20 protein-coding genes, 1 tRNA gene, 2 rRNA genes and 1 pseudogene are annotated in these 23,554 nt (G+C 55.6%); 4 read left to right on the top strand and 20 right to left on the bottom strand.

Going from position 1 to position 23,554, the window contains the following annotated elements; genetic code table 11:
• Nucleotides 1-7 precede the first annotated feature (7 nt).
• The 3 genes from rrf (G6041_RS16495) to rrf (G6041_RS16485) all read left to right on the top strand — a co-directional run bounded on the left by rrf (G6041_RS16495) (nucleotide 8) and on the right by rrf (G6041_RS16485) (nucleotide 366).
• Nucleotides 8-123, top strand: a 5S ribosomal RNA gene (rrf, locus tag G6041_RS16495).
• A 14-nt stretch (nucleotides 124-137) separates the two neighbouring features.
• A tRNA-Thr gene (locus G6041_RS16490) sits at nucleotides 138-213 on the top strand.
• A gap of 37 nt (nucleotides 214-250) precedes the next feature.
• Nucleotides 251-366 (top strand): 5S ribosomal RNA (rrf, locus tag G6041_RS16485).
• Nucleotides 367-767: 401 nt separating this feature from the next.
• Here the strand turns inward: rrf (G6041_RS16485) and G6041_RS16480 are convergent.
• The 7 genes and pseudogenes from G6041_RS16480 to G6041_RS16450 all read right to left on the bottom strand — a co-directional run bounded on the left by G6041_RS16480 (nucleotide 768) and on the right by G6041_RS16450 (nucleotide 10,232).
• Nucleotides 768-1,526, bottom strand: a complete 759-nt coding sequence (locus G6041_RS16480) for an amino acid ABC transporter ATP-binding protein (RefSeq protein ID WP_007872717.1) — start codon at nucleotides 1,524-1,526, stop codon at nucleotides 768-770.
• 8 nt (nucleotides 1,527-1,534) lie between these two features.
• Nucleotides 1,535-2,632 carry an amino acid ABC transporter permease gene (locus tag G6041_RS16475; protein WP_041460621.1) on the bottom strand — a complete coding sequence of 366 codons (1,098 nt, stop codon included), beginning with the start codon at nucleotides 2,630-2,632 and terminating at the stop codon, nucleotides 1,535-1,537.
• 2 nt (nucleotides 2,633-2,634) lie between these two features.
• Nucleotides 2,635-3,816: an amino acid ABC transporter permease gene (locus G6041_RS16470; protein WP_012126001.1), complete on the bottom strand. Its 1,182-nt coding sequence runs from the start codon at nucleotides 3,814-3,816 to the stop codon at nucleotides 2,635-2,637.
• A gap of 69 nt (nucleotides 3,817-3,885) precedes the next feature.
• Nucleotides 3,886-4,911: an amino acid ABC transporter substrate-binding protein gene (locus G6041_RS16465; protein WP_004385331.1), complete on the bottom strand. Its 1,026-nt coding sequence runs from the start codon at nucleotides 4,909-4,911 to the stop codon at nucleotides 3,886-3,888.
• Nucleotides 4,912-5,391: 480 nt separating this feature from the next.
• Nucleotides 5,392-5,613 carry a hypothetical protein gene (locus G6041_RS16460; RefSeq protein ID WP_007766599.1) on the bottom strand — a complete coding sequence of 74 codons (222 nt, stop codon included), beginning with the start codon at nucleotides 5,611-5,613 and terminating at the stop codon, nucleotides 5,392-5,394.
• A 348-nt stretch (nucleotides 5,614-5,961) separates the two neighbouring features.
• Nucleotides 5,962-9,080 (bottom strand): annotated as a pseudogene (locus tag G6041_RS16455) (efflux RND transporter permease subunit).
• 9 nt (nucleotides 9,081-9,089) lie between these two features.
• A complete protein-coding gene (locus G6041_RS16450; RefSeq protein ID WP_007894296.1) occupies nucleotides 9,090-10,232 on the bottom strand; it encodes an efflux RND transporter periplasmic adaptor subunit in 1,143 nt (380 codons plus the stop codon).
• A gap of 380 nt (nucleotides 10,233-10,612) precedes the next feature.
• On the opposite strand from G6041_RS16450, the gene envR reads away from it, so the two are divergent.
• Nucleotides 10,613-11,254 (top strand): acrEF/envCD operon transcriptional regulator, encoded by a 642-nt coding sequence (envR, locus tag G6041_RS16445; RefSeq protein WP_012125997.1) that lies wholly within the window; start codon nucleotides 10,613-10,615, stop codon nucleotides 11,252-11,254.
• A 51-nt stretch (nucleotides 11,255-11,305) separates the two neighbouring features.
• Here envR and G6041_RS16440 read toward each other — a convergent pair whose 3' ends face one another.
• From G6041_RS16440 to acuI, 13 genes are all read right to left on the bottom strand, one after another.
• Nucleotides 11,306-13,402, bottom strand: a complete 2,097-nt coding sequence (locus tag G6041_RS16440; RefSeq protein WP_007894299.1) for a putative bifunctional diguanylate cyclase/phosphodiesterase — start codon at nucleotides 13,400-13,402, stop codon at nucleotides 11,306-11,308.
• Nucleotides 13,403-13,725: 323 nt separating this feature from the next.
• A complete protein-coding gene (gene fis, locus G6041_RS16435) occupies nucleotides 13,726-14,022 on the bottom strand; it encodes a DNA-binding transcriptional regulator Fis (RefSeq protein ID WP_000462905.1) in 297 nt (98 codons plus the stop codon).
• A gap of 25 nt (nucleotides 14,023-14,047) precedes the next feature.
• Nucleotides 14,048-15,013, bottom strand: coding sequence for a tRNA dihydrouridine synthase DusB (gene dusB / locus G6041_RS16430; protein ID WP_004387847.1), 966 nt, complete (start codon nucleotides 15,011-15,013; stop codon nucleotides 14,048-14,050).
• A 99-nt stretch (nucleotides 15,014-15,112) separates the two neighbouring features.
• Nucleotides 15,113-15,376: a hypothetical protein gene (locus tag G6041_RS16425; RefSeq protein WP_012125996.1), complete on the bottom strand. Its 264-nt coding sequence runs from the start codon at nucleotides 15,374-15,376 to the stop codon at nucleotides 15,113-15,115.
• A gap of 214 nt (nucleotides 15,377-15,590) precedes the next feature.
• Nucleotides 15,591-16,472 carry a 50S ribosomal protein L11 methyltransferase gene (gene prmA / locus G6041_RS16420; protein ID WP_041460620.1) on the bottom strand — a complete coding sequence of 294 codons (882 nt, stop codon included), beginning with the start codon at nucleotides 16,470-16,472 and terminating at the stop codon, nucleotides 15,591-15,593.
• Nucleotides 16,473-16,480: 8 nt separating this feature from the next.
• Nucleotides 16,481-17,935, bottom strand: coding sequence for a sodium/pantothenate symporter (gene panF, locus G6041_RS16415; protein ID WP_012125994.1), 1,455 nt, complete (start codon nucleotides 17,933-17,935; stop codon nucleotides 16,481-16,483).
• Nucleotides 17,925-18,167, bottom strand: coding sequence for a YhdT family protein (locus G6041_RS16410; RefSeq protein WP_004387843.1), 243 nt, complete (start codon nucleotides 18,165-18,167; stop codon nucleotides 17,925-17,927). Before G6041_RS16410 ends, panF begins: the two co-directional genes overlap by 11 nt.
• Nucleotides 18,168-18,272: 105 nt before the next feature.
• Nucleotides 18,273-19,622, bottom strand: a complete 1,350-nt coding sequence (accC, locus tag G6041_RS16405) for an acetyl-CoA carboxylase biotin carboxylase subunit (RefSeq protein WP_007704799.1) — start codon at nucleotides 19,620-19,622, stop codon at nucleotides 18,273-18,275.
• A gap of 10 nt (nucleotides 19,623-19,632) precedes the next feature.
• Nucleotides 19,633-20,109, bottom strand: a complete 477-nt coding sequence (gene accB, locus G6041_RS16400) for an acetyl-CoA carboxylase biotin carboxyl carrier protein (protein WP_004387841.1) — start codon at nucleotides 20,107-20,109, stop codon at nucleotides 19,633-19,635.
• A gap of 21 nt (nucleotides 20,110-20,130) precedes the next feature.
• A complete protein-coding gene (gene aroQ, locus G6041_RS16395) occupies nucleotides 20,131-20,583 on the bottom strand; it encodes a type II 3-dehydroquinate dehydratase (RefSeq protein ID WP_004387840.1) in 453 nt (150 codons plus the stop codon).
• Nucleotides 20,584-20,814: 231 nt separating this feature from the next.
• Complete coding sequence (msrQ, locus tag G6041_RS16390) at nucleotides 20,815-21,417, bottom strand: protein-methionine-sulfoxide reductase heme-binding subunit MsrQ (protein ID WP_012125992.1); 603 nt, start codon at nucleotides 21,415-21,417, stop codon at nucleotides 20,815-20,817.
• The gene (gene msrP / locus G6041_RS16385) at nucleotides 21,418-22,422 is read right to left on the bottom strand and encodes a protein-methionine-sulfoxide reductase catalytic subunit MsrP (protein ID WP_012125991.1); all 1,005 of its coding nucleotides are present in this window, start codon (nucleotides 22,420-22,422) and stop codon (nucleotides 21,418-21,420) included. It lies immediately after the preceding gene.
• Between the two features lie 103 nt (nucleotides 22,423-22,525).
• Complete coding sequence (acuI, locus tag G6041_RS16380; protein ID WP_041460619.1) at nucleotides 22,526-23,500, bottom strand: acrylyl-CoA reductase (NADPH); 975 nt, start codon at nucleotides 23,498-23,500, stop codon at nucleotides 22,526-22,528.
• Nucleotides 23,501-23,554: the final 54 nt, after the last annotated feature.

Genomic DNA, 23,554 nt, shown 5'->3' with positions numbered 1-23,554 from the left:
GAATTTGCCTGGCGGCTGTAGCGCGGTGGTCCCACCTGACCCCATGCCGAACTCAGAAGTGAAACGCCGTAGCGCCGATGGTAGTGTGGGGCCTCCCCATGCGAGAGTAGGGAACTGCCAGGCATCAAATTTAGTGTGCTGATATGGCTCAGTTGGTAGAGCGCACCCTTGGTAAGGGTGAGGTCCCCAGTTCGACTCTGGGTATCAGCACCAGTTTTTCGGTTAATGTTCGGCATTTAAAAAGAATTTGTCTGGCGGCTGTAGCGCGGTGGTCCCACCTGACCCCATGCCGAACTCAGAAGTGAAACGCCGTAGCGCCGATGGTAGTGTGGGGCCTCCCCATGCGAGAGTAGGGAACTGCCAGACATCAAATAAAGCAAAAGGCCCAGTCGACAGACTGGGCCTTTTGCTTTTGCGTTGCTTGTCGGTGAATCGCCAGCTTAAGAAGAATAAATCCACTACACCTGGATTTTAACGTTTCGAGCAACGCTCCCGAAGATAGCGAACAGAGCACAGGCTCCAGCATCTCGACATTCACAGAAAATCTCTCAGCCCAATTATGCAGGGTTTTACTTTTGAGCGCTTCACTGCTTCATTGTAAAAGCCGATCAACTTCCCGCCTTATCCCTGTTCTTACACCTGAATACCAGGACACGTTCTCCTGGCACTAATGCGAAACGGCAAAAAAACGGCGCGCTCCAGCCACATCGTCACGATAAAAGAAAAAAGAGAGTGCGCCCCACCAGAACGGCAGGGCGAAAGACCGATTAATGAATAACCTGAGAGAGAAAAGCGCGGGTACGTTCTGATTGCGGATTTGAGAAAAATGCCTGTGGCGGTGCCTGTTCGACAATTTCTCCGCGATCCATAAAGATCACCCGGTCTGCCACCGTGCGCGCAAAACCCATTTCATGCGTGACGCATAACATCGTCATACCTGACTCTGCGAGACCAATCATCGTGTCGAGTACCTCTTTGACCATTTCGGGATCGAGCGCTGATGTCGGCTCATCAAACAACATAATTTTCGGCTTCATACACAGCGAGCGAGCTATCGCCACGCGTTGCTGCTGTCCACCGGAGATCTGCCCCGGAAATTTATGCGCATGTTCTGCGATGCGTACTCTTTCCAGATAATGCATCGCCAGCGCTTCCGCCTCTTTTTTAGGGAGTTTACGCACCCAAATCGGTGCCAGCGTACAGTTCTGCAATACGGTCAGGTGCGGGAACAGATTAAAATGCTGAAACACCATCCCCACTTCGGTGCGCACCTTTTCGATGTTGCGCAGATCGTCGTTCAGCTCAATGCCGTCCACGACAATGCGCCCCTGCTGATGTTCTTCCAGATGATTGATACAGCGGATCGTGGTCGATTTACCGGAGCCGGATGGCCCGCACAGTACGATGCGCTCCCCCTGTTTCACCTTCAGGTTAATATCTTTCAGCACGTGAAACTGACCGTACCATTTATTCACGTTTTCCAGCGTAATCATCGCGTCGGCAGGCTGCAGTGTAATTTGACTCATGGTTATCCTCAGTGCGGCGTACGCCCGGTGTGAAAGCGCTTTTCCAGATGCTGGCTGTAGCGCGACATGCTAAAGCAGAAGATCCAGTAGATCAGCGCGGCAAAAACATAGCCCTCCGTCGACATCCCGAGCCAGGCGGGATCGACGGTTGCTTGCTGGACGCTGCTGAACAGATCGAAAAGCCCGATAATAATGACCAGACTGGTGTCTTTAAAAAGGGCGATGATGGTATTGACCAGGCCCGGTATCACGAGTTTCAGCGCCTGTGGCAGGATCACCAGCCCCTGCGTTTTCCAGTACCCCAGCGCCAGTGATTCCGCGGCCTCGTACTGGCCTTTGGGAAGCGCCTGCAGGCCGCCGCGAACTACTTCGGCCACATAGGCGGACTGGAACAGAATCACCCCGACCAGCGCGCGGATAAGCTTATCGATGCTTGTCCCTTCCGCCATAAAGAGCGGCAGCATGACAGATGACATAAACAGCACCGTAATCAGCGGTACGCCACGCCAGAACTCAATAAAAATCACTGAGAGCACTCGCACGACTGGCATTCGGGAGCGACGCCCCAGCGCCAGCAGGATCCCCAGCGGCAGCGCGCCGGCTATCCCCACCGAGGCGATAATCAGCGTCAGCGTAAGCCCGCCCCACTGACGGGTTTCAACCCGCTCAAGGCCCAGAAAACCGCCATACATCAGCCACCACACCACAAGGGGATACGCGATGGCCCAGCACGTGATGTAACGACCACGCTGCGGCAGGCCTTTCCAGAACATCGGCACAATCGACACCAGACCGACAATCAGCGCCAGATTAATGCGCCAGCGTTCGTCATGCGGATAAAGCCCATACATAAACTGGCCGAAGCGAGCGTGAATAAATACCCAGCAGGCACCTTCTTTGGTGCAGTCGGCGCGGGTGCTGCCCACCCAGTTGGCCTGCAAAAACGCCCAGTTCAGCAGCGGCGGGATCAGCTCCCACATCATCCAGAGACAGAACAGGGTCAGCAGGCTATTAATCCAGCTAGAGAACAGATTTTTGCGCATCCAGACCAACGCGCCACGGTTAACCGGACGCGCAGGAGCAGGCGATATCGCATTCGTCGTCATGATTAACGCTCCACCAGGGCTATACGCTGGTTATAAAGGTTCATCAGCAGCGAAATCGACAGACTGATAATGAGATACACCGACATCGTGATAGCGATCGTTTCAATCGCCTGTCCGGTCTGGTTCAGCACCGTACCGGCAAACAGCGACACCATATCGGGGTAACCGATAGCGGCCGCCAGCGACGAGTTTTTCACAATGTTCAGATACTGGCTGGTTAACGGTGGAATAATGACGCGCATCGCCTGCGGGATAATAACCTGGCGCAGCGTGACCGGGTTTGGGAGACCTAACGAGCGGGCCGCCTCATGCTGGCCGTGCGGTACAGATAAAATCCCGGCGCGGATAATCTCAGCAATAAAGGCAGAGGTATAAACCGAAAGCGCCAGCGTCAGCGCCGCCAGTTCCGGTATAAGCGCCAGCCCGCCGCGGAAGTTAAACCCACGCAGCACAGGCACATCCCAGCGTAACGCCGGTCCGAATATCAGATGCGCCAGCAGCGGTAGCACGACAATCAGCAGTAAAAGCGAAGGCCAGGTACGCCGCAACTGGCCGGTTTTCATCTGATGTTTCTTATTGAAGCGATACAGCCCGGCGGACAACGCGAGCGCGATGACCAGCGCCGCCACAAAAGCCAGCGCGCCTTCCCCCGCCTCGGGCGAGGGCAGGTAAAGCCCGCGGTTGCTTAAAAACGCCAGATCGAACGCGCTGACTGCCTGCCGCGGGCCTGGCAAGTTGCGCAGCACTGCGAAGTACCAGAAGAAGATCTGTAACAGCGGCGGAATATTGCGGAACGTCTCAATATAAATCGTAGAGAGTTTACGCAGCAGCCAGTTATCAGAGAGCCGCGCAAGGCCGATAAAAAAGCCGAGAAACGAGGCGAAAACGATACAGAGCGTGGAAACCAGCAGCGTATTCATCAGACCGACCAGGAAAACACGGCCATACGTATCGCCTTCCTGGTAATCAATCAGATGCTGAACAATGCCAAACCCGGCGCTGCGATCGAGAAACGCGAATCCTGAGGTAATGCCCCGATTATTCAGGTTAGTAATGGTGTTATGAATTAAATACGCGGCGATGCCAAGCACGACAGCAATCGCCACAATCTGGTACAGCCATGCGCGAACCGCAGGGCTGGAAAGGGAAAGAGGGCCTTTCACGCCAGGGCGTCGATGGAACATAGGTAAACCTCAGGCAACCATAACTCTGGGCTGGGCGCCGCAACCGCGACGCCCGTAACGGCATACTGCTTAACGTACCGGCGGCGCGTACTGAATCCCGCCTTTATTCCAGAGGTTGTTCTGGCCACGTTTGATCTTCAGCGGGCTTTCCTGGCCCACGTTACGCTCGAAGATCTCGCCATAGTTACCGACCTGCTTGATGATGTTATACGCCCACTTATTGTCGAGCTTCAGATCCTTGCCGTAGTCGCCTTCTTTGCCTAACAGGTGCGCCATATCCGGTGTGGAAGGGTTAGCCGCTTTAGCATCGACATTTTTAGAGTCGATGCCCATCTCTTCGGCGTTCAGCATGGCAAACAGCGTCCAGCGCACAATGGAGAACCACTCGTCATCGCCGCGGCGAACGACCGGGCCCAGCGGCTCTTTGGAGATAACTTCCGGCAGAACAATCCATTCGGCCGGGTTGCTGAGCTTAATGCGCAGCGCGTAAAGCTGAGACTGGTCAGACGCCAGCGTATCGCAGCGCCCGGATTCCAGCGCCTTGGCTGACTCATCGGAGCGATCGAAAGTCACCGGCGTATATTTCATATTGTTGGCTTTGAAATAATCCGCCACGTTCAGCTCGGTGTCGGTACCGGCCTGAATACAGACGGTCGCGCCATCCAGCTCTTTTGCGCTTTTAAGGCCGGCTTTGTTGTGGGTCAGAAAGCCGATGCCGTCGTAATAGGTCACGCCCGTGAACGACATGCCCATGCCTGCATCACGGGATGATGTCCAGGTCGTGTTACGGGACAGCACATCCACTTCGCCGGATTGCAGCGCGGTGAAACGCTCTTTCGCGGTCAGCGGGGTATATTTCACTTTTGACGCGTCGCCAAAGACAGCAGCAGCCACGCCGCGGCAGACATCAACGTCAATACCGGTAAACTTGCCGCCGGCATCCGCATAGGAAAAGCCCGGCAAACCGTCACTGATGCCGCACTGTACAAAACCTTTCTTTTTCACACTGTCCAGCGTGGCGCCCGCATGGGCCTGGTTAGCAACGGCGAACAGCGCGCCCGCGGCGGCCAGAGTGGCGATCATCATCTTCTTCATAATGCATCCTGTGTGGCGAGAATTATCGTTATAGATATAAGGCGACCGGGAGGCGCCAGTTTGCTGTCTGTGGCATAAGCCGCAGGGGATAAAGCAAAGGGAATGCCAGGTTTACATCAGGCATAAAAAGCCGCGCGCTGATGTAATAAGCGAAGTGTAGACAGAAAAGAAAAAAATAAGCGCACTGAAAAAGTGCAAAAAGACAATGCGCGCCACATTTTGGAGCAAAATAAGCGGCGTTTTATCGGTGCGGGAATAAAGATGATTTCCTGCGTTAATATTGCGGGGTCAATTACAGAAGAAACCTGTGAGATAACTCACGCAGGGAATTAAATTAACAATACATTCAGTCTTAAAAACGCGTCTGATAATGATGGCATTTTTATTATGCGCCAAAGCAATGCCAAAATTTTACTTTATAAAAATCCTCTGCACCGTTTTAAAGCAGAGAGGCGGGCGCTCTGGCCCGCCGATATCCGTTTATTTACTCAGCGCGATGATACCCATCGTCAACCCGGCGAGCGCGGCAGCACCGCCCGCGACGGCACCTGCGGTTTCCCAGTTATCCTGAGTCGTGCCTTTCATACAGGTATTGGTATGCACCAGACGGCCCTGATCGTCATAAACCGGCACGCAAGGGGAATCATGGGCGCAGCCAGCCAGTAACGTACACAGCAATGCGGCGGGAATTACTTTTTTCATCATGCACCTCTACAGAATAAATCGCCGTCCCGAAACGATTCGAATTAATAAATCGTGCAGCAGCATCGGCCAATAAAAGAAGGTTATCACGCGTTCTGCTGTGCGTTGAGCAGACAATAATTGCAATTCATGTGAAATGTAAAAATGATGGATGAACAGGGCGTGAAACGGGGTTAATGTGAAGAAAATATGAAGAATGGCGCTTTACGTTATCACGCACCGTTACGATGCCGGGAATAATAAGCTAATGGCAATAAGGAGTTATGGTGTTGGCAATGATAAAACAAAATACAAAATCAGATAAGCGGAATAAAAAAAGGCGCCATGCTGGCGCCCTGTAATTCGCATTCAGGCATTGCCGTTCGGTTTTATAAAACGTCGGCGGATCACCACAAAAAAGACCGGCACGAAGAAAATCGCCAGCAGCGTGGCGCTCAGCATGCCGCCCATGACGCCAGTGCCGACCGCGTTTTGCGCGCCGCTGCCCGCGCCGCTATTCAGCACCAGCGGCAGTACGCCGAGAATAAACGCCAGCGATGTCATCAGAATCGGACGCAGACGTAAGCGCACCGCCTCAAGCGTCGCTTCCATCAGGCTGTGGCCCTCTTTTTCCATCAGATCTTTGGCGAACTCCACAATCAGAATGGCGTTTTTCGCGGAGAGTCCAATGGTCGTCAACAGGCCGACCTGGAAATAGACGTCGTTATTAAGACCGCGCAGCGATGCCGCGAGCAGCGCGCCGATAATCCCCAGCGGCACGACCAGCATCACCGAGAACGGAATCGACCAGCTTTCATAAAGCGCTGCCAGACACAGGAATACCACAATCAGTGAAATGGCATACAGCGCCGGCGCCTGATTGCCGGAGAGCCGCTCCTGATAAGAGAGCCCGGTCCAGTCATAGCCGATGCCTGTAGGCAGCTTAGCGGCGAGGCTTTCCATCAACGCCATCGCTTCGCCGGTACTTCTGCCAGGCGCCGCCTCGCCGAGGATTTCCATCGACGGCATCCCGTTATAACGCTCCAGGCGTGGCGAACCGTAGATCCAGTGCGCGGTGGTAAACGCCGAGAGCGGCACCATGTCGCCGTTACTGCCGCGCACGTACAGTGTGTTGATATCTGATGGCAGCATGCGGAATGGCGCATCGGCCTGTACGTAGACTTTTTTCACGCGGCCACGGTCGATAAAGTCGTTCACGTAGGTGCCGCCCAGCGCTGTCATGATGGTCTGGTTGATATCCGGAATCGACACGCCCAGCGCCTGCGCTTTCTCCTGATCGACATCCAGTTTGAACTGCGGCGTATCCTCAAGCCCGTTCGGGCGCACGCGCGTCAGCAGATCCGGATGTTCGCGTACCATACCGAGTAGCTGGTTACGCGCCTGAGTGAGCGCGTTATGCCCAAGGTTAGCCTGATCCTTCAGCTCGAAGTCAAAGCCGGTCGCGGTGCCCAGCTCAAGAATAGCCGGAAGGTTAAACGGGAAAACCAGCCCGTCCTGAATCTTGCCGAATGCCCGCCCCGCGCGGGCGACAATGGCTTCGACGCTGTTTTCATGGCCGGGGCGTTCTTCCCACGGTTTCAGGCTGATAAACGCAATCCCGGCGTTCTGGCCCTGGCCGCTGAAGCTAAAGCCGCTGACGGTAAACACCGATTCCACATTCGCTTTCTCATCGTTGAGATAGTAATGGGTTACCTGGTCGAGAACCTGCTGGGTACGCGCCTGCGTCGCGCCTGACGGCAACTGCACCATCGTCATGAAGACGCCCTGATCTTCCTCCGGCAGAAAGGAAGTCGGCAGGCGCACAAACAGCACCGTCATACCGGCGACAATGAGCAGATAAAGCACGAGATAGCGCCCGGTTTTATGCAGAATGCCGCCCACACTCTGCGTGTAGTGATTAACGCTTAAATCAAAACGCGCATTGAACCAGACGAAAAATTTCGCTTTCTTCGCGTGATGATCGTCACTTACCGGTTTGAGCAGCGTGGCGCACAGCGCGGGGGTGAGGATCAGCGCTACCAGCACGGAAAGCGCCATGGATGAGACGATGGTGACAGAAAACTGCCGGTAGATAGCGCCGGTAGAACCGCCAAAGAACGCCATCGGCACGAAAACGGCGGAGAGCACCATCGCGATACCCACCAGCGCGCCCTGAATCTGGGACATCGACAGCTGTGTCGCCTCTTTGGGCGGCAGCTTTTCTTCCACCATCACGCGCTCGACGTTCTCGACCACCACAATGGCATCATCAACCAGCAGCCCTATCGCCAGCACCATGCCGAACATGGTCAGGGTATTAATGGAATAGCCGAACGCCGACAGCACGGCGAACGTACCGAGCAGTACGACGGGCACGGCAATGGTAGGGATGAGCGTCGCCCGCAGGTTTTGCAGGAACAGATACATCACCAGGAAAACCAGGATAATGGCTTCAAACAGGGTTTTCACCACTTCGTGAATAGAGATTTTCACAAACGGTGTGGTGTCGTAGGGGTAAACCACTTTCATGCCCTGCGGGAAATAGCGCTGCAGGTCGGCAAGCGTGGTTTTAATCGCTTTGCGGTATCCAGCGCGTTGGCGCCGGTAGCGAGTTTGATCCCAAGCCCGGTGGCGGGCTGACCATTAATTTTGGTCAGCATATTGTAGTTTTCACCGCCAAGCTCAATGCGTGCCACGTCCCGCAACCGCACCTGCGAGCCATCCGGGTTAACCTTCAGCATTACCCGGCCAAACTCCTGCGGATCTTTAAGACGCGTCTGGGCGATGATCGAGGCGTTAAGCTGTTGTCCCGGTACGGCAGGCGTGCCGCCAAGCTGGCCTGCGGCTATCTGGTTATTCTGCGCTTTCAACTGGTTGATAATATCCAGCGGCGTCAGCTGATAATTATTCATCGCATGCGTATCGAGCCAGATGCGCATGGCGTACTGCGCGCCGAACAGCTGTACGTCGCCGACGCCGTTGGTGCGGCTGATGGTGTCTTTCACATCGGAAGAGACGTAGTCGGCGATATCTTCCTGCGTCAGCAACGGGTTGTCGCTGATAAAACCGGCGACCAGCAGAAAGCTGCTACTGGATTTCTCGACGCTCACGCCCTGTTGCTGAACCTCCTGCGGCAGCAGCGGCATGGCGAGCTGCAGCTTGTTCTGTACCTGCACCTGGGCGATATCCGGGTCGGTCCCGGAGGTAAAGGTGAGCGTAACCGTCACGCCGCCCGCGGAGTCGCTGGTGGAAGACATATACATCAGGTTATCGATGCCGTTCATATTCTGTTCGATAACCTGCGTCACGGTGTCCTGTACCGTCTGCGCGTCTGCGCCCGGATAGGTGGCTGAGACGGCGATGGCGGGCGGGGCGATGGTCGGGTACTGGGCGATGGGCAGTTGCAGAATCGCCAGCGCGCCCGCCATCATCATGATGATCGCCAGAACCCAGGCGAAAATGGGGCGTTGAATAAAAAAGTTAGCCATGACGTCACCTTACTTCGCAGGCGCAGAAACAGGCGTGACAACAGCGCCTGGATGCGCTTTTTGCAGCCCGCTGACAATCACTTTTTCGCCCGTTTTAAGGCCACTTGTGACAAGCCAGGTATCGTTAATCGCCTGGCTTGTGGTCACGCTGCGGTTTTCCACCTGGTTTTTTTCATTAACCACCATCACCATCGCCTCGCCGCGTGGCGTACGCGTCACGCCCTGCTGCGGTACCAGAATGGCGTCAGGCTGAACGCCTTCGTGAATGCGGGCGCGTACAAACATGCCGGGCAGCAGAAGATGCTGCGGATTCGGGAAAATGGCGCGCAGCGTAATCGAGCCGGTGCTCTCATCCACCGTCACATCAGAGAACTGCAACTGGCCTTTCAGCGGGTAGGTGTCGCCGTTTTCCATCACCAGTTCGACGTTGCCGTCATTGGCTTCTTTTTCAACGTTCCCCTGCGCCATCGCGTTTTTCAGGCGCAGGAAATCGGTGCTGGACTGAGTGACGTCCACATAAATCGGATCGAGCTGCTGAACGGTCGCCAGTTCGCTCGCCTGGCTACTGGTGACAAGCGCTCCTTCGGTGACGTTCGATTTGCCGATGCGACCACTGATTGGGGAGGTCACTTTCGTCCAGGCAAGATTGATTCTGGCGCTCTCCAGCGCCGCTTTGGCCGCCGTCACGCTCGCCTCGGCCTGATGCGCGTTCGCCACCGCCTCGTCATATTCCTGTTTGCTGATGTACTGCGTGCCCGTCAGCGCCGCGTAGCGTTTTACGGTCAGACGGGCCATCTCGGCGGCTGCCTGCGCTTTCGCGAGACTGCCTTTGGCGTTTTGCCACGCGGCCTGGTACACCGCTGGATCTATCTGGTACAGCGAGTCACCAGCGTTCACATCCGCGCCTTCAGTAAAGTTACGGCTGAGGATAATGCCGCTCACCTGTGGGCGAACCTGGGCTATGCGAAAAGCGCGGGTGCGTCCCGGCAATTCGGTCACGACCGCGACGGGAGAGGGTTTTACGATATGCACGGTCACTTGCGGTGCAGCAGCGGCAGGTGCTTCATTCGTTTGGTTATCACAACCTGTCATCCCTGACACACAGAGGTACAGGCCAAGGGGCATAAGCAGAAGCCTGGCATAATTGGTCATTGCTGTTCCTTGATTAGCATAAATACAAAATCCACCGTCGGGCCGGTAGCAGGAATACGGGTGAGATAAAATTAACAGGGCGCTATCGTACAAATAATTTTGCGTCTGTGTCAGTATTCCTTATTTATTCGGACGGGGAAAAGCACCAGAAAGCAAAGGAAGCGCTTCATTTATTTTTGTTTTTATGATTTCCGAAAAGCTTTTGTTACCAGCTGCGAATAAGTCTTTCTGGGTTGAAATGTATTTATTGTTTTTATTTTATTATCTCAAATATCATCAAAATCTATATATAAAAATCACACGCTTCAACATTAAAGCTGTGATAAAAAACGACGGCAATTATTTGATTCGTCCCCCGCCAGGAAAAGGCAAGGTGATTTATGGCCCGGAGAACCAAACAAGAGGCGCTTAAGACGCGTCAGCAGCTCATCGATGCCGCCATCTTTACGTTCGCTGAGCGCGGTGTCGCGCATACCACGCTTACGGACATCGCGCAGGCCGCGCAGGTGACGCGCGGCGCGGTGTACTGGCATTTCGCCAGCAAAGCGGAGCTGTTTAATGAAATCTGGCAGCAGCAATTACCCGTCAGGGAGATTATTCGCCCAAACATTCCGGAAGAGGCATGGCGGGATCCATTACGATTATTACGCGAAACGTTTATTGCCGTGCTGCAATATATCGCCAGCAGTCCTCGACAGCGCGCGTTGTTGCAAATTCTTTATCGTAAATGTGAATTTGATGAAGAGATGATGCCGGAGAGTGAAATCCGCGAGCGAATTGGTTTCAGTCGGCATTATATTGGGGGATTATTACGGCGGGGCATTGCGGATAAACAGATAGCCGGTTCTCTGGATGTCGATATTATGTTAACGATTTTACACGGCTGCCTGAGTGGTATTCTTAAAAACTGGTTATTTCAGCCCGACGCGTGCGATCTTTTCAGACAAGCTCCCGCGCTGGTGGACAACATTTTGCGCATGCTGCCGCGACCGGAAAATAACGGCTCTCAATCGGGTAAATGAAAAATAACCGTCACGCCAGCTTTGACGTCGCCGCTGACGTGACGGTTAGCGTTATCCGTTTTCTTCGGTGGCCGTGGCTGACTGCGGATGCTCAAGATTGTCGCCTTCGCGGGTGATTACTTCCGGTGCCAGCGGTTTACCGAGCAGATAGCCCTGTAAGGTATTGCAGCCAAGTTCAGTAAGGAACTGCTGCTGCTCAACGGTTTCCACGCCTTCCGCGACCACCCGCAAATTCAGGGTTTTCGCCAGCGCCACGATGGCGGAAACAATAGTCGCGTCTTCGCCCTCGGCACGCAGCTCATTAACAAACGCGCGGTCGATTTTCAGCTCGCTGGCGGGCAGCCGCTTCAGATAGAGCAGGCTCGAATAGCCCGTGCCGAAATCATCAATCGACGCTTTAACGCCAAGCTCGGTAAGCCGGGTCAGCAGGCGCACGCTTTCATCTGGATTGCTCATCGCCGTGGTTTCGGTCACTTCCAGAATCAGTTTCTCCGGCGCTATCTGATGACGCTCAAGACAGCTCATCACCATCTCCACCAGACCGGGCTGTTCAAACTGCATGGTCGAGAGATTAACCGCGACCGACCAGGCGTGGTGGCCCGCCTGATGCCATTCATTCAACTGACGGCAGGCTTCGTCCAGCACCCATTCGCCAATGCTGATAATCATCCCGGTTTTTTCGGCGAGCGGGAGAAATGCGTCAGGTGACAGTAATCCGTATTGCGGATGCTGCCAGCGCAGCAGCGCCTCAAAGCCCACGACCGGTCCGGACGGTGCCTGGAATTTTGGCTGATAAACAAGGCGCAGCTCTTTACGCTCGCGCGCAAGCCAAAGATCGTTCATCAGCTGCAGCTGGGTCTGCGCCTGGGTATTCATCGACGGCTGGAAAAAGCTATAACCGTTACGGCCGGTATGTTTGGTGTGATACATCGCGGCGTCAGCATTAAACAGCAGTTCGCGGCCATTTTTGCCATCGTGCGGGTAGAAGGCGATGCCGATGCTGATAGTTACTACCAGTTCATAGGGCTCAACGGCAAAAGGACCGTCAATCGCGTGCACCAGCGCGTTGGCGAGCGCCGCCGCGTCGTTGGGCTGATCGGTTTCCGCAAGCAGGACAAACTCATCGCCGCCGATGCGCGCAAGCGTAAACTGCCCTTTGAGTTGCTCCTTGAGACGTTCGGTCACGGCAATCAGCAACTGGTCGCCTGTGTTATGGCCGTAGGCGTCATTGACGGCCTTAAAACCGTCGAGATCCATAAACATCAATGCAAAGCGGCTTCCTTCACGATCGGCTTTGCGAATCGCCTGATCGAGACGATCTTCCAGCAGAATACGGTTCGGCAGTCGCGTGAGCGTATCGTGCAGCGCGAGCTGGGCGAGCTCTTTATTGGCTTCTGCAAGTGAAGAAGCGAGCAGCGAGGTGCGCGCTTGTAAACGCGCATCGAACATTGAGACGAGCAGTGAAATCGCGAGGATGGCGAGCGTCACCAGCGTCACGACCAGCGCCAGCCAGCGGGTGTTGACGCCCATATGTGTGGCGTGCGTATGGCCGGGGAAATTGGCCGCCATCATGCCGGTATAGTGCATACCCGCGATGGCAATTCCCATAATAATGGCGGCGCCTGCGCGCATCAGCGCGACGTTGCCGACATCCTGACGCAGCCGAAATGTCAGCCACAGCGCGGCGACGGAGGCGAGCAGAGCAATGACTATCGACAATGCCACCCATCCCCAGGCCCAGACAATGCCAGGCTCCACCAGCAACGCTGCCATACCGGTATAGTGCATCGCCGCAATCCCGCATCCCAGCACCAGCGAGCCCGGTATCAGTCGCGACACTTTCAGTTCAGCACCGCACACGAGCCACAGCGCAAACAGCGCAGAGCCGATGGCGATAAGCAACGATGCCGCGGTAATCAGAGGGTCATAGCTCAGCGTGACGGGCAGGCTCATCGCCAGCATGCCGATAAAATGCATCGCCCAGATGCCTATGCCCATTGCGACGCTGCCGCCGACCAGCCAGATGCGTGCGGCGCTGCCGCTGCTGGTGGTGACGCGACCGGCCATATTCAGCGCGGTGCTTGACGCCAGAATGGCGACAACAAACGAGGTGACAACAAGAATATGGTCGTAATGACTAACCAGCATGGCGTCTCATCCAAAATAGGGTCGTGCATCCTCAGGCCTTGCCTGGCGGGCCTGCGGGGTAGAGAGGAGCGCTGAACATTATCACTGCCGAAAATCCGGCGAAAGCGATTTAAGACCCCTTAATGACAATGGATTTGACAGGTATAACCGTGTTCAGCAATGTCGCTACGGCGCCGATATTTCTGGCACGATACTGTCATTAGTGTAGCGCGGAGCGGGTATTTGTCAGGCCAGGCGGGAGAGCGGCGGCGGGAGAGTGGAAAACAAAAAAGGCGCTTCCCCATGCCGGTTCGCGCCTTTTTAATCAGCTTAACTAAGCGAACTTAGTTCATGCCGTATTTTTTCAGTTTCTTACGCAGCGTACCGCGGTTGATACCCATCATCAGCGCAGCGCGGGTCTGGTTGCCGCGGGTGTATTGCATCACCATGTCCAACAGGGGCTGTTCTACTTCAGCCAGTACCAGCTCATACAGGTCATTCACATCCTGACCATTCAGTTGAGCAAAATAGTTCTTCAGTGCCTGTTTTACCGAGTCACGCAGGGGCTTTTGAGTCACCTGATCCTGAGAGTTAACGGTAGAAACGGTCAGTACGTCAGAATTTACGCGTTGTTCGAACATAGTTCTGTCAGCTCTTTATTTCTGTTTACGCAAAATTTTCGAAGTATGCCTCCAACGCCTCCAGCTGTTCGCTGGCATCCTCTATGGCGTTGAATGTGCGCCGAAACTGGTCATCTGGAGCATGTTCCTGGAGATACCAGGCCACATGTTTACGCGCGATTCGGTACCCCTTTGCCTGGCCGTAAAAGTCATGCAATTCCCGAACGTGCGCGCAAAGCAAACGCTTAACCTCTGCCAGAGGCAGAGGGGGCAGCAACTCCCCAGTGTCCAGATAGTGCTGGATTTCCCGGAAGATCCAGGGTCTTCCCTGAGCCGCGCGACCTATCATCAGAGCATCAGCCCCTGTATAGTCGAGCACAGCCCTGGCTTTATGCGGGGAAGTAATGTCGCCATTCGCAATAACCGGAATGGAAACCTTCTGCTTAACTGTCCGAATGCTGTCGTATTCTGCGTTGCCCTGAAACAAGCAGGCGCGCGTGCGGCCATGAATCGTCAGCGCCTGAATACCACATTCTTCAGCCAATTGGGCAATTTCTACACAGTTACGGTTAGCCGGATCCCAGCCGGTGCGAATTTTCAGCGTAACGGGAACGTCCACTGCGTTGACTACCGCGGTCAGGATAGACTTCACCAGATCGGGGTATTGCAGAAGGGCTGAACCAGCCAGCTTGCGATTCACTTTCTTAGCCGGGCAACCCATATTGATATCAATAATCTGGGCGCCGTTATCCACATTAATACGTGCGGCTTCCGCCATCTCTTCGGGTACGCTGCCAGCGATTTGCACGGTGCGAATACCCGGTTCATCCACATGTACCATCCGCAACCGGGATTTATCGCTCGCCCAGACTTCCGGGTTAGAGGACATCATCTCAGAAACGGTTAATCCTGCTCCCATCTCGTAGCACAGCGTCCGAAACGGTCTGTCTGTAATGCCAGCCATCGGGGCTGCGATCAGGCGATTTCTGAGCTGGTAGTGTCCGATACGCATGAGTGAAGAAATGACCATACTGTGCCTGCAAGGCGGCGTATATTACGCATTTTTTGCACGAGATGAAAGGCCAAACTTTGAACAATCCGATGCGACAGATCAATGAATCGGCATCTGTACCGATTCCCCTAATAAATTAAACTTAACAATCATAAAGTTAACAATAATCGCCGAAAAAACGTGCGCAAAAAAAATCCCTGAAATCGTGCTTTTTTTAACGAAACGGCAGGCGCGCAAGCGGGATAAACGGCGATAAATTGCGCAAATCAGGCGATAAAATGCGATCCGCGTCTCGTTGTTGGCATGGTGAATCGTTCTGTGAAGGGCATCGGCGCTGGGGAAAAGGGATGTGAAGGTTTTCACCCGTAGTGAATTATTCTGCTTCCTGTGTGGGTTGAAGTAATGCTCTCCATTGCATATTGATGTGGTGAATCATTACCCGTTTGACGGCGCGCGGCTCCCTGTGAACAACACTGCGTGCCGATAAACTATCAGCATGTCAGACCGTGAGAGAAATAAAAAAGCGCGGACAGGCCGCGCTTTTCAGCTCATCACGCTTTCAGAAGGCGTGGCAACCTTAGCGCTTCACGCCGGTAATACGGCACCACTCTTCTTTTTCTACGACCGGATCGAGCGTAAACAGCGGCTCATACGCCTCGCATACGCTCTGTGCCTGGCTTGCCAGGATACCGGAAAGCCCGAGTAAGCCGCCCTGTACCGGCAGCACGCTAATCAGCGGCGCCAGTTCGCGCAGCGGGCCTGCGAGAATATTGGCGACCACGACGTCGGCCCGCATATCGGCAGGCTGGTTTTCCGGCAGATACAGTTCCAGACGCTCCGAGACGCCGTTGCGCTCGGCGTTATCGCGGCTCGCCTGAATCGCCTGTGGATCGATATCCACACCGATCGCTTTCGCCGCGCCAAGCTTCAGCGCGGCGATAGCCAGAATGCCGGAGCCGCAGCCGAAATCGATAACGGTTTTACCAGCCAGATCCAGCCCGTCGAGCCATTGCAGGCAGAGGGAAGTGGTGGGGTGTGTGCCGGTGCCAAACGCCAGGCCCGGATCGAGCATCACGTTAACGGCGTTTTCATCCGGTACGTCGCGCCAGCTCGGGCAGATCCACAGACGCTCGCCGAAGCGCATCGGGTGGAAATTGTCCATCCACTCGCGCTCCCAGTCTTTATCTTCCAGCTGCTCGATTTTATGGGCGAAGCCCGCACCGAGAAGCGGGGCGTTTTCCAGCATAGCGACCACGTCCTGCATGTCCGTTTCCGCGTCAAAAAGGCCGATCACGTCCGTATCGCCCCACAGGCGCGTTTCACCCGGCAGCGGCTCGAACACCGGCGTGTCGTGGGTGTCCTGGAAGGTCACGGAGACCGCGCCGCTTTCCATCAGCGCATCGCTAATCTCTTCGGCATTAGCGCCAGTGGTGTTTATTTTCAGTTGGATCCAGGGCATGGCATTACTCATTCATTAACAGAGGAAACAGGCGCGGCCTGCGGAACCGGGCGACCAAAAAGGTTGCCCACCACAAAAGCCAGCAGACTTAGCAGCAGGGACGGCACAATCGGATGAAAGCCGAACAGCTGTATTTTAAACGTGGCGAGCAGTGCGTAAAGCACGCCGCCGACAATCATGGCCGAAAGCGCGCCTGCCGCATTGGCACGCTCCCAGTAGAGGCCCAGCACCAGCGGCCAGAGGAACACGGCTTCCAGACCGCCAAAGGCCAGCAGATTGAGCCAGATAATCATTTCAGGCGGACGCCAGGCGGCCAGCAACAGCAGGACGCTCAGGATTATCGTAATCAGCGACGACATCCGCTTGAGGCGTTTCTCGTTGTGGATCTCCGACGGACGCAGGTTCAGCCACAGATCTTTGACGATCGTCGCGGAAGACTGCAACAGCTGCGCGTTGATCGTCGACATGATCGCGGCCATCGGCGCGGCGAGGAAGATCCCGGCGGCGAAGGGCGGCAGCACGGTCACCATGAGTGTTGGGATAACCAGATCCGGAACGTGCAGGTCAGGCAGTACCGCGCGGCCCAGCGCGCCGGCGAGATGCATCCCCAGCATCAGTATCGCCACGACAATCGTGCCGAGAATAATGCCGCGATGCACTGCTTTGCTGTCTTTATACGAGATACAGCGCACCGCCGTGTGCGGCAGGCCAATCACCCCAAAGCAAACCAGCACCCAGAATGAAGTCATAAACGTTGGCGACAGAATATCGTCCGCGCCCTGCGGCGATACCAGCTTCGGATCGATATGCTGAAGTTTATCGACCGCGTCGTGCAGGCCGCCCGCCGCATGGACTACGCCCACCAGCAGGACGATAGTGCCGATAAGCATCACCAGCCCCTGAAGCGTGTCATTAAGGACACTGGCGCGAAAGCCGCCGAACGCGGTGTAGAGCGCAATACTGATGCCGAAAATCAGCAGGCCGGTTTCGTAAGGGATCCCCGCCGCCGTTTCCAGCAGACGTGCGCCGCCGATGAACTGCACCGTCATAGCACCAATGAAAGCGACCAGCAGACTCAGGCTCGCCAGCCACACCAGCAGGCGGCTCTGAAACCGCGCGTAGAGCATATCGTTGAGCGTCACGGCGTTATAGCGCCGCGCGAGGATAGCGAATTTTTTACCGAGAATGCCGAGCGACAGCCAGACGGCGGGCAACTGGATCATGGCCAGCAGCACCCAGCCGAGCCCATATTTATAAGCCGCACCCGGCCCGCCGATAAACGAGCTGGCGCTGATATAGGTCGCGGTCAGCGTCATCGCCAGCACCACACCGCCCATCGAACGGCTACCGAGGAAATATTCGTTCAGGAAATTGCCGCTGCTGCGGCGCTTCATCGCATACAGCGACAGGCCAAATACCACCAGCAAATAGGCGACAAGCGGCACTATGACGTCATGCTGCATCGTTATCCTCCAGAGGAATGTCGCGGAAAATCACGCGCACCATCAGCCAGCAAAGCAGAATAAACAATAGCGGCACCAGCAGGCAGGCCATCTCAAACCAGTGCGGCAGGCCGGTGAAGCCCTGTTGCGAATCAGGTAAGTAAGCGGCCACCAACCAGGCGGCGAGATAGAGGAGGGTCAGCCACAGCGCCCAGCGCGCTTCTTTGTGGGCCTGAACAAAACGTTTGTCCATTGTCATACCCTGTCAGTGAAGAAAGCGGCGATTGTACCCTGGCACTTTCGGGGAGGCACAAAAAATAAAGGCCAGCAGAGCTGGCCTTGTGCAGGGAAACGGGGCTTATTTCTCTTGCAGGCCCAGTTTCTTCTCCAGATAGTGGATGTTCGTGCCACCGTGCTGGAAGTTTTCATCGTTCATGATGCGGGTTTGCAGATCAACGTTGGTCTTGATGCCATCGATGATCAGCTCCTGCAGGGCGTTACGCATACGGGCCAGCGCCACGTCGCGGTTTTCGCCATAGCAGATGAGCTTGCCGATCATGGAATCGTAATACGGCGGTACGGTATAACCGGCGTAGATATGCGATTCCCAACGAACGCCAAAGCCGCCCGGCGCATGGAAGCGCGTGATTTTACCCGGGCTTGGCAGGAACGTGTTCGGGTCTTCGGCGTTGATACGGCACTCGACCGCATGGCCTTTGACCACCACTTCTTCCTGTTTGATAGAGAGCGGCTGACCGGCAGCGATACGCAGCTGCTCTTTGATCAGGTCAACGCCTGTGATCATCTCGGTTACCGGATGCTCTACCTGAATACGGGTGTTCATCTCAATGAAGTAGAACTCGCCGTTTTCAAACAGGAACTCGAACGTACCCGCGCCGCGGTAGCCGATATCCACACACGCTTTCGCGCAGCGCTCGCCGATGTAGCGGCGCAGTTCCGGGGTAATGCCCGGTGCCGGCGCTTCTTCGACGACTTTCTGGTGACGACGCTGCATGGAGCAGTCGCGTTCCGCCAGATAGATAGCGTTGCCCTGACCGTCCGCCAGCACCTGAATTTCGATGTGACGTGGGTTTTCCAGGTACTTCTCCATGTAGACCATATCGTTGTTGAAAGCGGCTTTCGCTTCCGCTTTGGTCATGGAGATAGACTGCGCCAGTTCAGCATCGCTGCGCACAACGCGCATACCGCGACCGCCGCCGCCGCCAGACGCTTTGATAATGACCGGGTAGCCGATGCGTTTCGCATGGGCGCGGTTCTTATCCATATCATCGCCCAGCGGGCCGTCGGAGCCCGGTACGGTCGGTACGCCCGCTTTCTTCATGGCGGTGATCGCAGACACTTTGTCGCCCATCAGGCGAATCGTGTCGGCTTTCGGGCCAATGAAGATAAAGCCGGACTGCTCAACCTGCTCGGCGAAGTTGGCGTTCTCAGAGAGGAAGCCATAGCCCGGGTGAATCGCCACGGCGCCGGTAATTTCAGCGGCAGCGATGATGGCCGGGATGTTCAGGTAACTTTTGACTGACGGCGCCGGACCGATACACACGGTCTCGTCAGCCAGCAGTACGTGTTTCAGGTCGCGATCCGCGGTGGAATGCACAGCGACGGTCTTGATGCCCAGTTCTTTACAGGCACGAAGAATACGCAGTGCGATTTCGCCGCGGTTAGCGATGACAATTTTATCCAGCATGTTCGCCTCGTTATTCGATGACAACCAGCGGCTCGTCAAATTCTACTGGCTGACCGCTTTCCACCAGGATCGCTTTCACGACGCCCGCTTTGTCGGATTCGATCTGGTTCATCATTTTCATCGCTTCAACGATGCACAGGGTGTCGCCTACGTTGACTTTCTGGCCTACTTCCACAAACGCTTTCGCATCCGGGCTCGGGGTACGATAGAAGGTACCAACCATCGGGGAACGTACGATGTGACCACTGACTTCTGCGGCAGCCGGCGCTTCTGCTGCCGGAGCGGCGGCAGGAGCAACAGCGTTGGACAGGGCTTGCGGCTGCTGCTGCATCATCGGCGCGGCATACGCCTGCTGCATCACCGGGAAGCCTGTATTGGCCGGGGAGCGGCTGATACGTACAGACTCTTCGCCTTCAGAAATTTCCAGTTCAGCGATGCCTGATTCTTCAACCAGCTCGATCAGTTTTTTAATCTTACGAATATCCATGAGTGGGTTCCGTACTCTTGTTTAGTGTGATTGTGACAGGCGTTTGACCGCCGTCTGTAACGCATAGGTATAGCCATCGGCACCTAATCCGCAGATGACGCCGGCGGCAATATCCGAAAGGTATGAATGATGCCGGAAAGGCTCTCGGGCGTGCACATTGCTCAGGTGGATCTCGATAAACGGGATATTCACCGACAGCAGCGCGTCGCGCAGCGCCACGCTGGTATGCGTAAACGCGGCCGGATTGATCAGGATATAGTCAATCTTGTCTTTAGCCTGATGAATTCGGTCAATAAGCGCATATTCAGCGTTGGATTGCAGGTGATCGAACGAGACATTCAACTGCTTTGCAACAGCGGCGAGCTCGTTAACAATTTGTTCAAGCGTCTGCGTGCCGTACTTCTCCGGCTCACGCGTGCCCAGCATGTTAAGGTTCGGGCCGTTTAAAAGCAAAATGTGAAATTTCTCGGTCATCCTGGCGCTATCTCCTGCCATCTTCCGGTAAATGTCAAAATATACCTTCATCGTCTGGTTGTCACCCGTCGGCGTGTAAAAAGCCGTGGGTGAAAAACCAAAGTCGCACATTATAACGATTTCGTAGCATTTGGCAGCTAAATACTGGTCTTATCAGGGAAGATTATCAACCACCCTCAGGAAAACGTTATCGGGTAATAACAGAAGTGCGGGAAAACGCACATAAACGCGTCACGTTCGCCACCATTGGCGCAGCTTTTTATAGCGCCATGCCAGCAGAACGATCGCGCCCAGTGCGTAAAGGACAGGTTGCGGCGACAGAATCTTCACTGACCACAGGTAGTGAATCGGGGCGAGGATCGCAACCAGATAGATGAAGTTATGCAATGTTTGCCACCGGCGACCCAGTTTTCGCTGCGCCGCCTGGAAAGAAGTGAGCGCCAGCGCCAGCAGAATAAGCCAGCTGACAATACCCAGCGTCAGGTAAGGGCGCGAAACCAGTTCGCTGCCAAGCAGGGAGAGATTGCTAAGCCCCAGCTCCAGCAGCGAATAGCTCACCAGATGCAGCGTCGCCCACGCAAAACACCATAAGCCCAGCAGACGCCGGGTGCGGATAAGCAGCGGCTGCTTAAGAAGGCGCGTAAGCGGCGTCACGAGAAGCGTGGCGAGCAGCAGTTTTAGCGCCATTCTGCCGGTAAAATGCTGAATATCTTTCGCCGGATCGGCCCTGAACAAGCCCTGGCTTGCGGCATAAAAAAGCCACACCAGCGGTAAAAATGCGGCGAGATGCAGCGCCACTTTCAGCCAGGTAATCTGTTTTGCCGTTAAACGCACTCAGAAGTTCTCCCGGAGATCGAGGCCTTTATAAAGCGACGCCACCTCATCGGCGTAGCCGTTAAAAAGTAGCGTCGGCTGGCGCTTCACATCGAGCACGCCGCCTGAGCCTATCACGCGTTCGCTGGCTTGCGACCAGCGCGGATGATCGACATGCGGATTCACGTTGGCGTAAAAACCATATTCATCCGGCGCGGCCATATTCCACGTGGTTGGCGGGCGCTCGCGGGTCAGCGTAATGCTGACGATCGATTTAATGCCTTTAAAGCCATATTTCCACGGTACGGTGAGACGTACCGGCGCGCCGTTTTGCGGCGGCAGGGCTTTACCGTAGACACCGGTCGTCAGCATCGTCAGCGGGTGCATCGCTTCATCAAGGCGCAGCGCCTCGACGTACGGATACTCCAGCCCGCCGCCGATGAAGCGGTCTTTCTGGCCCGGCATAATATCGGGCGCGTAGAGCGTTTTAAACGCGACATATTTCGCATTGCTGGTGGGCTCCACCAGCGCGAGGAGTTTATGCAGCGGGAAACCTATCCACGGCACCACCATCGACCAGGCTTCGACGCAGCGCATCCGGTAGATGCGCTCTTCAAGCGGAAACTTTTTAGTGAGGTCGTCGTGATCCAGCGTCAGCGGTTTCGCCACTTCTCCGCCTATTTTCAGCGTCCACGGGTTGGTTTTCAGACTGCCAGCGTTCGCGGCCGGGTCGGCTTTATCCAGCCCAAATTCGTAGAAGTTGTTATAGCCGGTGACTTTATCTTCCGGTGTCAGGTCAAGCTTCGCCTGGTATTGCGCAGGGCGCGTGAAATCAAGCGGCGCGCCGGCGGGCGCTTTAGGCCGGTCGTTTCCTTTAAACCAGGAGAGCACATCCGCGTGTGCGGCGGTGGGCAGCGAGAGCGCTGCGGTAGTGATACCCAGGGCTTTCAGCACCTGACGGCGCTGCATAAAGAAAGCCGACTCGGCGGTGACATCGGCTTCGGTTAAACGGCTGACTTTTTTCATGACCGGCTCCGCAAAAACGATACGTAACGCTACCGCTTAATCATGACAGGGCTCAAGTCAGCCTGCGAGTGAAGAGGTTAATTATCTGTAAATAAATTTTAGCTTAGCGAATTTTTACCAGCGTCCGGCCCTGCGCGCGGTTGCTGATAATGGCTTCAGCGAAGTCAGCCGCCTGATCGAGCGTGATTTCGGTCGCGCTCTGCTGATAAAACGAGGCCGGTAGATCGCGCACCAGGCGCTGCCATGCTTCAAGACGGCGCGGCGCAGGCGTCATTACGGAATCCACGCCCTGGAGGCGCACATTGCGCAGGATAAAAGGCATCACCGTGGTGGGCAGCGCAAAACCGCCCGCCAGACCACAGGCTGCCACACAGCCGCCGTAATTCGTCTGCGCCAGCACTTTCGCCAGAACTTTATCGCCGACGGTGTCTACCGCGCCTGCCCATAGCTGTTTCTCCAGCGGGCGGCTTTCTGTGAATTCGTCACGGCCCACAATCCGGCTGGCGCCGAGGCTTTTCAGGTAATCATGTGTGCTTTCACGCCCGGAAACCGCCACAACCTGATACCCGAGGTTATGCAACAGCGCCACCGCCGTACTGCCTACGCCGCCGCTTGCGCCGGTGACAAGCACCTCGCCGCTTTCCGGTTGCACACCCGCGTCTTCCAGCGCCATCACGCACAGCATCGCGGTAAAGCCCGCTGTGCCGATAATCATCGCCTGACGGCCATCCAGCCCCTGCGGCAGCGGCACCAGCCAGTCGGCTTTTACTCGCGCCGTTTCGGCAAGGCCGCCCCAGTGGTTTTCGCCCACGCCCCAGCCGGTCAGCAGCACCTGCTGGCCTGGCGTAAAGCGCGCGTCCGCGCTGTCGCGCACGACGCCCGCGAAATCGATACCCGGCACCATCGGAAATTCACGAATGATTTTGCCTTTGCCGGTAATCGCCAGGGCGTCTTTATAGTTAAGGCTTGACCAGTCGATATCGACCGTCACTTCTGCCTGCGGCAGCATCGCTTCTTCTACTGGTTTCACGCAGGCCAGCGTTTTGCCATCCTGCTGTTCGAGAAGTAACGCCTTCATGTTAACGCTCCTTAAAAACGACTTAAGTGGGAAAATCATTCCTGAGGACTATAC

This window comes from Cronobacter sp. HA18003, from assembly GCF_011605905.1.
GTDB lineage: Bacteria > Pseudomonadota > Gammaproteobacteria > Enterobacterales > Enterobacteriaceae > Cronobacter > Cronobacter sakazakii.
This window is presented reverse-complemented; position numbering and strand designations above follow the sequence as displayed.